At 69.0% G+C, this 14,373-nt stretch carries 10 protein-coding genes; 4 read left to right on the forward strand and 6 right to left on the reverse strand.

The features are described 5' to 3' along the window. Positions 1–34 precede the first annotated feature (34 nt). On the forward strand, positions 35–571 hold the full coding sequence (locus H8F25_RS02710) for a ferritin (protein ID WP_197211913.1): 537 nt from the start codon (positions 35–37) through the stop codon (positions 569–571). Between the two features lie 25 nt (positions 572–596). Here the strand turns inward: H8F25_RS02710 and H8F25_RS02715 are convergent, their stop codons facing one another. From H8F25_RS02715 to H8F25_RS02740, 6 genes are all read right to left on the reverse strand, one after another. Next, the gene (locus tag H8F25_RS02715; protein WP_197211914.1) at positions 597–1,934 is read right to left on the reverse strand and encodes a DUF6880 family protein; all 1,338 of its coding nucleotides are present in this window, start codon (positions 1,932–1,934) and stop codon (positions 597–599) included. A 62-nt stretch (positions 1,935–1,996) separates the two neighbouring features. Then, positions 1,997–3,355 (reverse strand): hypothetical protein, encoded by a 1,359-nt coding sequence (locus tag H8F25_RS02720; protein WP_197211915.1) that lies wholly within the window; start codon positions 3,353–3,355, stop codon positions 1,997–1,999. Continuing rightward, positions 3,352–4,023, reverse strand: a complete 672-nt coding sequence (locus H8F25_RS02725; protein ID WP_231597300.1) for a TIGR03943 family protein — start codon at positions 4,021–4,023, stop codon at positions 3,352–3,354. Before H8F25_RS02725 ends, H8F25_RS02720 begins: the two co-directional genes overlap by 4 nt. Beyond that, positions 4,020–4,976 (reverse strand): permease, encoded by a 957-nt coding sequence (locus H8F25_RS02730; RefSeq protein ID WP_197211917.1) that lies wholly within the window; start codon positions 4,974–4,976, stop codon positions 4,020–4,022. Before H8F25_RS02730 ends, H8F25_RS02725 begins: the two co-directional genes overlap by 4 nt. Positions 4,977–5,057: 81 nt before the next feature. Next, the gene (locus H8F25_RS02735) at positions 5,058–7,787 is read right to left on the reverse strand and encodes an HAD-IC family P-type ATPase (protein WP_197211918.1); all 2,730 of its coding nucleotides are present in this window, start codon (positions 7,785–7,787) and stop codon (positions 5,058–5,060) included. 353 nt (positions 7,788–8,140) lie between these two features. Then, on the reverse strand, positions 8,141–11,191 hold the full coding sequence (locus tag H8F25_RS02740) for a PAS domain-containing protein (protein ID WP_197211919.1): 3,051 nt from the start codon (positions 11,189–11,191) through the stop codon (positions 8,141–8,143). Between the two features lie 131 nt (positions 11,192–11,322). Here H8F25_RS02740 and H8F25_RS02745 point away from each other — a divergent pair, with 131 nt between their 5' ends. From H8F25_RS02745 to H8F25_RS02755, 3 genes are all read left to right on the forward strand, one after another. Then, positions 11,323–12,585, forward strand: coding sequence for a serine hydrolase (locus tag H8F25_RS02745; RefSeq protein ID WP_197211920.1), 1,263 nt, complete (start codon positions 11,323–11,325; stop codon positions 12,583–12,585). A gap of 143 nt (positions 12,586–12,728) precedes the next feature. Then, the gene (locus H8F25_RS02750) at positions 12,729–13,715 is read left to right on the forward strand and encodes an HAD family phosphatase (protein WP_231597013.1); all 987 of its coding nucleotides are present in this window, start codon (positions 12,729–12,731) and stop codon (positions 13,713–13,715) included. A gap of 114 nt (positions 13,716–13,829) precedes the next feature. Next, positions 13,830–14,228: a VOC family protein gene (locus H8F25_RS02755; protein ID WP_197211921.1), complete on the forward strand. Its 399-nt coding sequence runs from the start codon at positions 13,830–13,832 to the stop codon at positions 14,226–14,228. Positions 14,229–14,373: the final 145 nt, after the last annotated feature.

Consider the following 14,373-nt stretch of genomic DNA (forward strand, 5'->3'; position numbering starts at 1 on the left):
GCGCTAGACACCATCCAGCCCAAGGCCGGAAGCCATGAAGGAACTCACCCGCGCGATCAACGACCACCTGGCGTCGGAGTTCCAGGCCAGCCACACCTATCTGGCGATGTCGATCTGGCTGCGGGAAAAGGATCTCGCCGGCTTCTCCACCTACATGCTCGACAAGAGCAACGAGGAGCGCGGCCATGCCGCACGCATGATCGCCTATCTGGTGGACAGCGACGAACAGGTGGAGCTGCCGACCGTGGAGGCACCCGAGCGCCCGTGGAGCTCGGTGCAGCAGCTGTTCGATGCCGTCTACGAGCTCGAGAAGCGCGTCACCGCTTCGATCAACCGCCTCTATGGCATCGCCGAGCAGCAGGGGGAGCGCAGCGCCACGGCGATGCTCGACTGGTTCGTGGCCGAGCAGCTGCAGGAGGAGGCCGAAGCCCGCTTCGTCTGCAAGCGCCTGCGTCTCGCCGCTGACAACAGCGCCGCCCTGCTGCTGCTCGATCAGCAGTTCCTCGAAGGCACCGCCCTCAGTCACGTCAAGGGGGGCCTGAGCGCCAACGGCGGCACAGCCGAGGCCTGAGCGACGCCAGGGCACACCGCACCTCTCAGCGCTCCAGCAGCTGCCAGAAGCTCCACTTCTGGCCGAAGGCCTCCCGCAGCCTCCCCGCGAAGCTGCTGTGGGGCTCCACCCCCTGCCAGTCGTCGATGCAGGCGGCGAGCCGCTCGCACTGGCGCAGGTGCTCGGCCGCGTAGCGGTAGCGCTTCGAGCGGCCCATCGACAGGGCGAACACCACCATCGCCCGCAGCAGCAGGCTCGCGGCCACCGGATGCTCGGCGCTGAGGCGCTCGGCGGCGGGTTCATAGATCTCGAAGGCGTCGCCATCCCAGACCTCCCAGTGCTCGATCACGAACCGGGCCGCCCGCGGCAGGGAGGGCCAGAACACCAGGAACTGCAGTGCCGCCAGCCGCAGCGGATGCGCCTCCGCCACCGCCAGCGCCCGCTCCTCCGCCTCTACATCGGCGAAGTCATCGAGCCGCCTGAGGTAGTCGCGCAGCAGCGGAATCGAGAGGGTTCTGCCGAACACCAGCCAGCGGTGCGCCTGGGCGTCGTCGCTGCGGCCGAGGGCTTCGAGCACGGCGATGCGCGTGGCGTGCCACACCTCGGCCTCCATGATCTGCGTCGCGCCGGCGGCGTGATCCAGCACGGTCAGGGCCTGCTCGGCGCGGCCGGCCTGCAGGAGATGGCCCGCCACCTCGGCGGCGGTGGCGGGCCAGGTGAGCTGGGAGGGCTCGAACAGCTCCAGATAGCCCTCCAGATCGCCCCGGCCGCGGGCGAGCTGCTCCATCGTGAAGCGATCGATGCCGCCGCGCTCCAGCAGGGCCTCCTCCAGCTGCCGCAGGCCTGCCTCCCCCAGCACCGGCGCCAGCGCCGGGATCAGGCCCTCGAACTGGCCGTAGCCGTGCTCCTGCAGCAGATCCGCCGCGTGCTCCACCAGGGTGCCTGTGGGGGTGTTCGCTGCGGCGGCCAGGCTGGCCAGGGTGTCCACCCCCCGCTGGAACAGGCCGATCACCGCCCCGGTGGAATCGGAGCACCGGTCCAGCACCCCCTCGCTCAGCTCCAGCAGGCGCACCTGCAGCTCCACCGCCAGCGCCGGATCGGCGGCGGCGATCGGCCCTGTGATCGCCTGCTGCTGGGCCTCCAGATCCGCCAGCAGCGCCTTGCGCCTGGCCGAATCGATGAAGGTGGTGGACCGGGCGATCGCTGCCAATCGCTTGCGCACCTCCCGGGCCGCCTCCGCGGCGCCGCCGGCTGCGGCAAGCGCCAGGCGCAGACGCCGCTGGATCACGGCATGGCCGGCGCTCACCTCAATCAACAGCTCCGCCAGGACCGCCGCCCCCAGCGCCTCCAGGTTCCTGGCATTGAGGGTGCGCTTGGGGGCCATGGCCTCCGGTCAGGTGAGCTGAGCATGCCGGGGCCGGTGGGCCTCTGAGGGCAGAGACGGCGCTATCCGCCCGGCAGCCACTGGGCCTGGGTCACCGATGGCGGCAGCGGCTGGACCGTGAGTCGCTCCCCATCGATCAGCACGGCCCGGGCCGCCTGCCTGCCGTCGCCCCTCCAAGACAGGGGCCGCAACACCGTCAGCAGCTGGCCGGTGCTGGGATCCCAGTGCAGACCGGCGCCGGGTTCAGCTTCCCACTCCGGCAGATTGCGACGTGCCAACAGCCGTCCATCGCCACTGAACCGGGCCACGCTCAGGCGCGGCTGCCGGATGCCCTCCAGCAGCAGTGCCCACGCCCCCTGGCCGCCACGACTGCAGGCACTGGCCAGCAGCGCCTCCCCGCCCAGCCAGAGCTGCCGCGGGGCCTGCCCCGGCTCCACCAGCTCCAGGGAGCGGCGGTAGTCGGGCCAGTGGCGCACCAGCAAGGCGCGCCCGGCCTGCGGGCAGAAGCTGCTCAGATCGCGGCTGCCCGGCAGGATCTGACGACGGACCGGTTCGCTGCCCCCCAGCGACGCCGGCAGGGTCTGGAGGCTGAGGCCCTCCGGTTCGGGCACGAGCATGGCGCCGCCTTCCGGGGCCAGACGGATCGGGCCTCCGGCCTGGGTGGTGAGTGCGTGGATGCCCCCACCTGCGGCATGCATCACGGTGGAGCTGCCGTCGGCTTCGAGCCGACCGCTCTGCACCAGCAGATCGCCGCGGCGGTTGCTGCTGAAGTGGGCATAGAACACCGGTTCGTCCGCCAACGGAATCGCGCGGCCGATCTCCAGGTCGCCCTTCTGCGCTGATGCCCGGCGGGGGTTGTGCTGCTGCAGCGGAATGCGCCACAGCTGCAGACGGCCGTCGGCAAGCTGGCTGGCGGCCGCCACCGCGGAGCCATCCCCCAGCGGCAGCATCATCGGAATCGCCCGCCAGATCGGACTGATCGGCCGCCAGCGACCGGTGTGGTCGCGCAGCTGCAGCTGCTCCCCTCCGGCGACCTGCACCACAGCCACCACCGACGGGCGCGGATCCCAGTGCCAGCGGCTGGGGCGCAGAGCCAGGCCGCGCGGGTCATGGCCGGCCAGCAGCAGGTTCAGCGGACCCTCGATCCGCTGTCCCTCCTCGAGCGTCAGCAGCAGGGTGCTGCCCTGCCCGAGCCAGCGATGCGTCAGGGGAGGATCGAGGCGACTGTCCTTCTCCAGTCCCGCGGCCGTCATCGGCCGGCTGAAGCGCACCTGCAGGGCCGCCGGACCGGAGCTTGCCGGAGCCTGCCGGAGCTGCTCGAGCCGCGGGGGCTGGCGCTGGAGGAGCTGCTGCTGCACCAGCGCCAGGAGCGCCGGCAACCCCAGGGCCAGCACCAGCGGGCGTTTCCAGAGGGGAGTCATGGCTCGAGCGGCCGGGCCGGCCTCGGGATGGGTCGGATCCGGTCGGGCACCACCACCACATGGTCTCCCTCCACCTGCATGCGGCCCTCGATCGCCAGCCAGGTGTCGGCGACAGGGGATGGTGCGTTGGCGGGCCAGCGAACCGGCAGCCCCACGGGAGTGGCATCGGCCAGGCAGCAGCGCACCAGCAACCGCGCCAGCTGGGGCGGCTGGTCCGGCATCGGCAGCACGAAGCCGCTGATGCGCACCGGATCGCCCGCATGCAGCTGTGGGTCGGGCTGCTGGCGCAGCAGCCGCACCCAGTCCGTGAGGCTGCGCTGGGCCGGCGGCAGCACGAAGCTGAGGGATTCCGTCACGGTGTCGTCGGCTGGCCGCTGGCGGGCCAGATCCGCGAAGGAGGGTGCGGGAGGCACCGCCAGCAGAAGCAGGGCGATGGCGGCACTGAAGAGGGCCTGGCGCCGATCGCGCCGCAGCCCGGTCCGCTCGGCGGCGACCGACCGCTGCTTCCAGCCCAGCACCAGCTGAAGCAGGGCGATCAGCAGCAGGGCGAGTCCTGCCACAAGGACCAGGGGATGGAAGGCAGCGCGCAACAGCAGATCAAGCCGGCCGTCGACGCTGCTGCGCAGCAGCACGGCGGCCCACAGGCCCAGAACGGCAGCACGGATCAGAGACGCCACAGGTTCACCCACTGACCGATGAGCAGGACCACCAGCACGGCACCGGCGCTGGTGAGCAGCAGGGCGCGGGGTCGCAGCAGCAACCCGAGCAGGCCCACGAGCTTGAGATCGATCACCGGACCGAGAAGCAGAAAGGCGAGCAGGGCCCCGGGGGTGACATGCGCGGCGAACCCCAGGGCCAGGAAGGCATCGACGCTGGAGCACACCGACACCACCAGGCTGAGCAGCATCAGCGCCAGGATCGAAAGGGTCGGGGCACCCCCCACCGCCAGCAGCCACTCGCGCGGCAGCAGGGTCTGCACCGAGGCGGCGATCGCACAGCCGATCACCAGCAGCAGCGCCAGGCTGATGAATTCGCGGCTGCCATGGCGCAGCACCTCGCTCCAGGGGGGCCTGATCACCCGGGCCGGAGCAGGCGTCGCGCCGACCGGCAGACCGATCACCCCCGAACCGCGCTCGAGCAGGCTCACGCTCGCCAGGGGTTGATGCAGGCGCCGCTCCTCCAGCAGATCGTCCTGCAGCAGTTCTCCCTCCGGAAGCTGTCGCAGCAGCAGGGCCAGGGCCAGGGCCAGCAGCACCGCACCGAGCGGGCGGGCCACCAGCATCCAGGGTTGATCGGGGAAGGCGGCCCAGGTGCTCAGGAGCACGATCGGGTTGAGCACCGGCGCGGCGAACAGAAATCCCAGGGCGCTGCCCATCGGTGCACCGCCCACCAGCATGCGGCGCGCCACCGGCACATTGCCGCACTCACAGGCCGGCAGGGCGAAGCCGAGCGCCGCGCCGCTGAGGGGCCCGAGCACGGGATGGGGCGGCAGCCGCCGCAGCCACTCGCCCCCGGGACTCCACCACCGGGCCAGGGAGGCGATCAGCACGCCGATGAACAGAAACGGCAGCGCTTCGATCAGCAGCCCCTGGAACAGGGCCCAGGCCGTGGCCAGTCGCACCGGAAGCCTCCTGGTTTCAGCCGCAGATTCTGGGCAGACGAGCAGGCACCTGGGTGCGCCGCGGCGCCCTGGCGTCCGGCATCACTTCGGTGAAAGCGGGAGCGCAGGCCCGGGCCGCGCGGCTCCATCGGTGGGATCGAGCTGTTCGCCCAGCCAGGCCACCGGCAGCATCAGCAGCATGGGCAGCGCGCAGATCAGAAGCAGTTCCAGATCCAGCGGCGCCGTGCCGAAGAAGCTGTTCATCGCCGGCGTCTGACTGAACACAGCCTGCACGGCCAGCGTGCCGGCGATTGCCAGCAGGGTGGCGGGTGCCTGCATCAGCGCACGCCAACCCAGCCGGGGCAGGGTCCTCAGACCACGGCGCAGCTGGCTGATGCTCACCAGATACACCAGGTGGGCCAGCACCAGGCCCTGCACGGCCATGGTGCGGGCCAGGGCCAGTCCGCCGCTGTGATGCTGACCCCAGAAGAACAGCCCGTAGATCACCGCCCAGTTGAACAGCGAAACCACCAGCACGCGACGGATCAGGCCGCCGGTGAGCAGGGGCTGCTCGGGGGGGCGCGGCGGCTGGACCATCAGCTGCGGAGCGATCGGCTCGAACGCCAGGGCCAGCGACATCGTCAGCGAGCAGATCATGTTGAGCCAGAGCACCTGCAGCGCCGTGATCGGCAGAGGGGCACCCAGCACGGCGGACAGCAGGATCGTCATCGAGGCGCCACCATTCACCGGCAGCACGAAGGCCAGGGTCTTGCGCAGGTTGAGGTAGACCGTGCGCCCCTCCTCCACCGCCGCCTCGATCGTGGCGAAGTTGTCATCGGTAAGGAGCATGTCCGCCGCCTGCCGCGCCACTTCGGTGCCGCCTTCCCCCATGGCAATGCCGATGTCCGCCTGCTTGAGGGCCGGGGCGTCGTTGACGCCGTCACCGGTCATCGCCACCACCTCGCCGTTGGCCTGAAGGGCACGCACCAGCTGCAGCTTCTGGGCGGGCGCCACCCGCGCGAACACATCGACGCGATCCACCAATCCGGCCAGGGCATCGGGGTCGACTGTCGCCAGTTCCGGTCCATCGACGGCCACCACCTCCGGCGGTGGCCCCGCGTTCTGCCCCAGGTCCCTGCCGATTCCAAGCTGGAGCGCGATCGCCCGGGCGGTCTCGAGGTGATCGCCGGTGATCATCTTGACCCGGATGCCCGCGGCCTGGCAGGCGGCCACGGCCCGGATCGCCTCGGGACGCGGCGGATCGAGCATCCCCTGGAGACCGAGGAAATCGAGGTCTGCCGCGACGTGGCGATGCTCCAGCTGGTCGAGGCTGGGATCGGCCTGGCCGATGGCAAAGGCGAGCACCCGCTCGCCCTGGGCCGCCATCCTCGCCACGGCGGCTTCGATGGCAGCGCGATCGAGCGGCCGGGGCCGACCGGCGGCATCGAGCTGACGGCTGCAGCGCTGCAGCACCGCCTCCACGGAACCCTTCAGCAGGATCCGCTCACTGCCATGCAGGGTGGCCATGAACTGCTGTTCGGATTCAAACGGGATCGCGTCTCGGCGCGGGTGGCGGTCCATGGCCGCCTGGCGATCGATGCCGATCGAATGGGCCGCCGCCAGCAGGGCCGTTTCCGTGGGATCCCCCACCAGGCCCTCCCGCGTACTGGGCCGGGCGTCATTGCACAGCAATCCGGCCAGCACGGTCTCCTGAAGCGCCACATTGCTGAAGGAGCCGTTGGCCGGCCAGAGCTCCTCGATGGCCATGAGGGCACCACCGCCGTAGAGGTGGCGCACCGTCATCCGGTTCTGGGTGAGTGTGCCGGTCTTGTCGGAGCAGATCACCGTGGTGCTGCCCAGGGCTTCCACAGCCGGCAGGCGGCGAATGATCGCCCGACGCCGCGCCATGCGGTGCACCCCGATCGCCAGGGTGATCGTGACGATCGCCGGCAGCTCCTCCGGGATGGCCCCCACGGCCAGGGCCACGGCGCCATCGAACATCTCCTCGGCACCCCGCCCCCGCACCACCCCCACCAGGAACGTGAGAGCGGCCACCACGAGAATCGCCCTGAGCAGGGTGCGGCTGAAGCGCGCGAACTTGCGGGTGAGCGGGGTGGTGAGATCCACCTGCTCCTGCAGTGAGGTGGAGATGCAGCCCACCTGCGTGCGGTCACCCGTGGCCACCACAAGGCCCAGACCCTGGCCAGCCGTGACGAAACTGCCGGCGTAGGCCATGCCGATCCGCTCGGCCAACGGCGCCTCCGCTTCGACGGCCGTGGTGCCCTTACCCACCGGCAGCGACTCTCCGGTCAGGGCGGACTCATCGGCCTGCAGGTTGCGGCATTGCAGCAGGCGCAGGTCGGCCGGCACCCGTGCGCCGGCCTGCAGCGACACCAGGTCGCCGGGAACCAGCTGGGCGGAATCCAGACGGCGGCGCCGGCCGTCCCGCACCACCTCCACCTCGGTCTGCACGGAGCGGGCCAGGGCAGCGATCGCATCCTCGGCCTTGCTCTCCTGCACGAAACCGATCACGGCATTGATCACCGTGACGCTCCAGATCACCAGGGCATCGCGAGGATGGCCCTGGGCCAGCTTGACGCTGCCCACCACGAGCAGGGTGATCAGCAGCGGATTGTTGAACTGCAGCACAAACCGCAGCCACCAGGGCGTGCCGCCGCGCCGGGTGAGGGTGTTCGGTCCGTGGCTCTGCAGGCGCCGCTCGGCCTCGGCGTCGCTCAGGCCTCGTACGGCATCGCTGCCCCACAGCTCCAGCACCCGGGAGATCGGTTCCGCGTGGGGCTGGGGAAGGGCAGGCAAGGGAGCTGTCGGCATCGCGCTCCTGTCCATGCGCACGGGCCTCGTTCTAGGAGATCAGATCAGGCCGTGAAGCGGACACCTCGGCGGAGCGGCGCGAACCCAGGAGACATGTGGGTGCCCTTCACCCTGAAGCCCCAGCACTTCCCAGGCGAAGGGGTCTTGAAAGCAGAACCATGCAGCGCGGAATTGATGATGAGGAATCAGCTGGAATCCTCACCCGTTCGCTCACGACAGATGCTCCAGAGCAGCGATGGCACAACGAGCACGCTCCGAACCACCCCGAGTCAGGATTCTGTGGCGATGCGCTGCCGCATTCCCCTCTCGTCCTGGCGGCGATTTCGGTGCCTCCAGCTCCTGGCGCCGGCGCCTCAGCTGATCGCGATCACCCTGTCGCGGCCGCCGCTCTTGGCCTGGTACATCGCCTGATCGGCCCGCGCCACCACCGCGTCGATCGCATCGCCGGTCTGGATCAGGGTGACGCCGATCGAGAGGGTGGGTACCACCTCCCCATCCTCCAGCTGCAGGGGCGCGTGGGCGGCGGTGTGGACCTTGGCGGCGATCGCCAGTGCCGCCTGCAGGGAGGGCACGGCCTGCAGCACCACCAGCAGTTCGTCGCCGCCGATGCGACCGACCAGGTCGCCCTGGCGGATGTTCTGCCGCAACCGATCCGCGAGAGCCTGCAGCACCTTGTCCCCACCGCCGTGGCCGTGACGGTCATTGATCGCCTTGAAGTGGTCGATGTCGCAGAACAGCACCGCCAGAGCCCCATCGCTGGCCCGACGGTGATGCTCCAGCTGCTCGAGCTGCTCGAGAATCTCCTGGCGGTTGAACAGGCCCGTGAGCGGATCGGTGCGGGCGCGCCTCTCGAGAGCAAACTCGCTCTCCATCTCGGCCTGGGCATCCCGCCAGCTGCCCACCAGGCTCGTCACCCTGCCGTCGCTGTCCACGACGCCCCGGGCATTGACGCCCACCCAGTGGTAGCCGCCATCCTTATGGCGGACGCGCAGGCGGAACTGGCGCCGCTCGCCCCGCCGGAAGGCGGCCCGCATGTCCATCAGCAACTCCAGGTCGCCTGGATGCACGAAGTCAGCGAACGGCTGTTGCTCCAGTTCGGCCGGGGCCCAGCCGAGCAGGGGGGTCACCGAGGGGGTGATCCACTCGGTCTCGCCCGTCAGATTGGCGCGGAACACCACATCGGAGGCGTTCTCGGCCAGCAGGCGGAAGCGCTCCTCCGAGCTGGCGATCCTGTGGCTGGCCTGCCGCCGCTCGCTCACATCACGGAAGCTGAGCACCAGCCCCTGGCGCATCGCCACCGCCCGCAGATCGAGATACAGCGGCGGCTGCTCTTCGCACAGCCACAGCGGGGATTCATCGGCAAGCCAAGGCGGTCCGCCACGTGCCACCGCCATCAGCCTCTGATGGAGGTGTTCATTGCAGGTCACTGGTATCGCCTCAGGCAACGGCTGGCCCAACAGCTGCGGCTGGCTGCGACGGAAGAAGGCGGCAGCGGCGGGGTTGATCTCGGCGATCCGCAGCTGCGGATCGCCCAGCGCCGACTGGTCGAGGGTCAGGAACAGCAGAGGATCGACCAGAGCATCGATGGTGGCCGACAGCAGCTGGCGCTGCTGCTGCACCTCCTGCTCACGCTCCACCTGTTCGGTGATGTCGTAGTTGACGCCGATCATCCGCAGCGGCGTGCCATCGGGCCGGAGGCTGAGGCGACTTCGGGCCTGGATGGTGTGAATCGAGCCGTCAGGCCAGATCACCCGGAAGCGGGGCTGGTATTCCCGCCAGCCCCGCAGAGCGCCCTGCAGCTCCTGCAGCACGAAGGCCTTGTCGTCCGGATGCACGGCCTTTTCCCAGGCTTCCCGGGTGCCCTCGAAGTCCTCCGCCCGCAGGCCGTAGAGGCGGTACATCACCGGGTCCCAGGTGAGCACATCGGAGGTGATGTCCCAGTCCCAGATGCCCACCACCCCGGCGCTGGATGCTGCCTCCAGGTAAGCCGTCTTGGCCACCAGCTCGCTCACGTCGGCGATCTGTCCGATCAGGTCGCGGATGCTGCCGTCAGGGTCGCGGGTGCAGGCCACCACCAGGTCACCCCACTTGCTGCTGCCATCGCGGAGCAGGAAGCGTTTGCGCAGCCGGTAGCTGTCGAACTCGCCGTGATGCAGCCGGACCGCCAGCTTCTGGTCGGCCTCCAGATCCTCCGGGTGGGTCAGATCCTGCCAGGTGCACCGCAGCAGCTCGGCGTCACTGCGGCCGAAGAACGCGCACAGGGCTGCGTTCACCGTGAGAAACCGCCCCGAGAGCGGATCGCACAGGCACATGCCCACGCCGGCACTCTGTTGCACCGTTTCGAGGCGCTGCTGCAGGCGCCGCTCCTCCTCCTTCAGCTGCTCGAGGTGGCGCCTGTAGATGACGAGGCCGACACTGCCGGCGGCCGCCAGTCCGTAGAGCAGGGCCACCAGCGCCAGACCGACGGGCTGGGCGAAGACAGAGGTGCGGTGGAGCGCATCCGCCGGCACCTGGATCACCACCGCCAGCGGTTGCCGCTGACGGTCTCTGTCGAACACGAACAGCCCCTCACCCGAGCCGCCCTGGGCCGGCGGGAGCAGGGGATCAGCGAAATAGAGAAACAGCCCCTGGTCGGTGTGGACCACCCCGCGGGGCTGGCGCTGGATCTGCTGCCACACCCGTGGGAAGCGGGCGGCGAAGTTCATGCCGGCGCTGCCACCGGGTGGCGCGTTGATCGTGCGGCCGTCGTCGCTGAGGAGGTAGCCGAGCTCCAGGGCTGGACCGCTGTTGGTGATCCGGTTGAAGTCGTGGGCCAGGGGCGTGAAGGCCACCACCGCCAGCAGCAGGCCGCTGCGCTGGCCGGCTGCGTCGACCAGGGGACGGGCGGCGAGCAGCTCCGGGGCATCCCGCGCCGGCCATTGCACGCTGGAGAGCCACAGCTGATCGGGCTTGAGGGTCTGCGCCCTGCTGAGGGCGCTGGCCACAGCCGCCGCCGGCAGCGGGGTGGTGTTGCGGCTGCCTTGCGCCAACAGGCGGCCGTCCGTGCTGACCACCGCCAGGGCCCTGAGGCGTTCGTATCCCCGCAGCTGGGAACGGAACACCGCCTCCAACCGCTGTCGTCTCGCGGGGCTGGGACTGGACACCCCCAGCACATCGCGCATCGCCGGCACGGTGGTGATCACCGCGGTGTTGGCGGCCACCTCCTGGAGTGTGAACTCCACCTGCTTGCTGCCGGCTTCCAGCAGCCCTTCCACCTGCGCCTCCAGGGCCTGGCGGCGACTGTGCTCGTAGAGCGCCACCATCGGCAGCAGCACCAGACTGATGGCGCCGCTGATCGGCAGGAACACCCACAGGCAGCGCCACAGGAGACGCGGAGTCAGCGAAGAAGGCCAGGGTCTGCCCATGGCTGGAGGGTAGGCATGAAGACCTCCGCGAGATCGTCGACGGGGGGCGGGCCGTCACTCCCCTGGCAGCGAGGGGGATCCCTGCGCATGCTGGGAATGCCAACGAGGGCGTTTTCGTGGTGCGGGAGAGCTTGCGTTCAGCCCTGCGCGTCCTGGCCGCCCTGGCGATCGCCCTGCAGCCGGTCGGCGCCTGGGCCCGGGCCTCGCTCGATGGACTGCTCGAGCCCGTGCGCTTGCGCCATGGGCTGCCGGCCCTGGCCGCCGCGGTGGTCGTCAGGGGGGAGGTGGTGGCGGCCGGTGCGGTGGGGCTTCGCCGAGTCGATGCCGCCACACCGGTCACGCTGCAGGACCGCTTTCACCTGGGTTCCTGCACCAAGGCGATGACGGCGCTGCTGGCGGCGATAGCCGTGGAGCGGGGCCTGCTGCGCTGGGACTCGACCCTGGCTGAGCTGTTCCCGGGGCTGCGGGCAACGATGCGCCCGGCGATGGCCGGCGTGACCGTCCGCCAGCTGCTGAGCCACAGCAGTGGAATCGGCGACGATGCTCTGGCGGCGGCGTTGCAGCAGATCGGGGAGAACGGCAAGGCCAACCTTGATGGCCTGCGCCTCGAGATGGTGAAGATCTTCGTGCGCCAGCCGCTACAGAGCCCGCCAGGCACGCGCTTTCTCTATGGCAACGCCAACACCATCCTGGTGGGAGCCGCTCTGGAGCGGCTGCAGGGGCGCACCTGGGAGGAGCTGATCCAGGAGCAGATCTTCCAGCCGCTGGCGCTGGCAGGCGCGGGGCTGGGTCCGCAGTCGACCCCAGGTCTCACCGATGCGCCGCTCGGCCATCGACGCGTGCAGGACACGCTGCTGCCGATGCTGGCCGGTCCCAATGGCGACAACCTCCCGGTGATCGGACCGGCGGGCACGGTTCACATGGGCCTGCTCGGCGCCGCCCGCTGGCTCGGCTGGACGGCGGGTGAGGGACGCCGCGGGCCGGAGCTGGTGTCGCCGGAGAGCCAGCGGTTGCTGCACACGCCGGTGATCGTCACGGATCCGAACCGGCCTGAAGACGGGAGCTATGCCCTCGGTTGGGGTGTGGTGAAGCCGGCCTGGGCCTCAGGTCCGTGGTTGATGCATGCAGGGTCCAACACGATGAATCTGGCCCAGTTCTGGGTGGATCCCCGCCGTGACGTGGCTGTGGTGCTGCTCACGAACACGGCGGGCCCGCAGGCGGAGCAGGCCCTGCGAACCCTGGCGCCCCTGCTGGTGGAGAAGGCCGGGCTTCCACCGGGAGATGCACGTGGCGACCGGCCGCCAGCGCGGCAGGGTGTTCGACCGAAAGAACCCCAGCGCTCCCGTCTGCTTCCGATGCACAATCCGCTCAACGCAGCTGCTGAGCGGTGGTGATGATTGTTCCGTCGGTGGCAGCAGTCCCAACGATTCTGGCTTCTGAATGAACGATCACTCTCAAGGAAGCTCTGGAAAACCCAGCCGCCGCCGGGAGTGCAGACGCACCCGACTGAGATCTCGGCGCTTCACCAAGGCTGATCATGGGTTTTCCAGAGGTTCCTCAACTGAACCCTGGGCTCGATGCCATCACCTTCATGCCTGCTGATCCGCTTCCCTCCTGGAATGAGGGCCCAACCAAGCAGGGCATTCTCGCGTTCGTCGCCAGGGTGACAGACGAGACATCACCCGACTTCCTGCCTGTGGCAGAGCGGATTGCCGTTCATGACAACGATGGCACGCTCTGGCCGGAGAACCCCATGCCATTTCAGGCCGCTTTTGCGATTGACGAACTGAAGCGACGTATCCATGTTGAACCCGAACTCACGGGCGATCTCATGGTGCAGGCCGCCCTGGCGGGTGATCTGCAGGAGCTCCTCAAAGGCGATGACTTCGCCGGCCTGATGCGGATTCTGGCGCTCACCCATGCAGGAATGACCACCGATGACTTTCGCCATGCTGTGGAGTCATGGTTGACGACGGCAACGCATCCAAGGTTTGGCAGGCCTTATGACGCACTCACCTACCAACCCATGCAGGAACTGCTCGATCTTCTCCGCGCGCACGATTTCAAGAACTTCATCGTTTCCGGCGGTGGAGTGGACTTCATGCGCGTCTGGGTGGAGCGTGTGTATGGCATACCAAATGAGCAGGTTGTCGGTTCTGTGGCTCGCACTGTCTTTGAGCTTCGCGATGATGGCCCGGTGTTGACCAAGACCCTCGACCATCTCTTCGTCAATGACAGGGAAGGCAAGCCGGTCGCCATTCATCACCATATCGGCCGTCGACCTGTCGTCTGTTGTGGCAACAGCGACGGCGATCATGCCATGCTTCAGTACACCACGATCAAGAACCCACGCCCCAGCATGGGCATCCTTGTTCACCATACAGATGATGAACGAGAATATGCCTATGACGCCAGGACGACGAGCACCGGCAAGCTTGTTGAAGCTCTGAAGGCAGCCCCGGAAAGGGGTTGGCTCGTTGCGGACATGAAACAGGATTGGAACACCATCTTCCCGAATCAGTAGACGGAATCCCGCATAAGACCCATGGCCCCGGCCCATGGCACAGTTCGCTCGCGCGTCCGAGCGGCAGCATCCGGCCTGTAGGCCGTCCTGCGGCCCTCTGCCCTTGAGTTGAAGATGCACGAGCAAAAGTCCAGGGTCGTGGCAGGTTCGATCGTGCTGGCCTCCGATGATCCGGCCGCACTGGCTCAGTTCTATGGCGCCTTGCTTGGCGTTGAGCCGCAGCCGGGCGTGAGCGGCACGCACTGGCGCTTGCCCTGGCCGGCCGGAGGTTGGCTGGAGCTGTACGCCCCTTCCAGGACCAGGCCGCAGCCACGTCAGCAGGGTCGCCTGGCCCTGTGCCTGCAACGTCAGGCGGATGGCCAGGATGCCGTCGCCGTGCTCAATGCCTGGATCACCACAGCCCTCACTGTCGGGGCCTCGCTGGCGGTTCCGCCGCGGCAGGAACCGTTCGGTGCCGAGGCCTGGCTTCTGGATCCGGAGGGCAACCGCCTGCTGTTGTTGGTGCTGCCCTGAGGGTTGGGCGAGGCTGGGTTGAGTTCCCCCACCCATCATCAGGAGTCCATGGGCAAGCCGGTGACCTGGATCGCGGTGGGCACCTTCGTGCTGCTGGATGAAGGCCGCGGGGAACTGAACTGCGCGGTCACAACCGTGAGCGGGC

Origin of the sequence: Synechococcus sp. CBW1004 (genome assembly GCF_015840715.1) — a bacterium.
GTDB lineage: Bacteria > Cyanobacteriota > Cyanobacteriia > PCC-6307 > Cyanobiaceae > Cyanobium.

What these genes read in the sequence shown, in the direction of transcription:
- H8F25_RS02710 (WP_197211913.1), top strand. Translation starts at nt 35, where the DNA reads ATGAAGGAACTCACCCGCGCGATCAACGACCACCTGGCGTCGGAGTTC.
- H8F25_RS02715 (WP_197211914.1), bottom strand. Translation starts at nt 1,934, where the DNA reads ATGGCCCCCAAGCGCACCCTCAATGCCAGGAACCTGGAGGCGCTGGGG.
- H8F25_RS02720 (WP_197211915.1), bottom strand. Translation starts at nt 3,355, where the DNA reads ATGACTCCCCTCTGGAAACGCCCGCTGGTGCTGGCCCTGGGGTTGCCG.
- H8F25_RS02735 (WP_197211918.1), bottom strand. Translation starts at nt 7,787, where the DNA reads ATGCCGACAGCTCCCTTGCCTGCCCTTCCCCAGCCCCACGCGGAACCG.
- H8F25_RS02740 (WP_197211919.1), bottom strand. Translation starts at nt 11,191, where the DNA reads ATGGGCAGACCCTGGCCTTCTTCGCTGACTCCGCGTCTCCTGTGGCGC.
- H8F25_RS02750 (WP_231597013.1), top strand. Translation starts at nt 12,729, where the DNA reads ATGGGTTTTCCAGAGGTTCCTCAACTGAACCCTGGGCTCGATGCCATC.
- H8F25_RS02755 (WP_197211921.1), top strand. Translation starts at nt 13,830, where the DNA reads ATGCACGAGCAAAAGTCCAGGGTCGTGGCAGGTTCGATCGTGCTGGCC.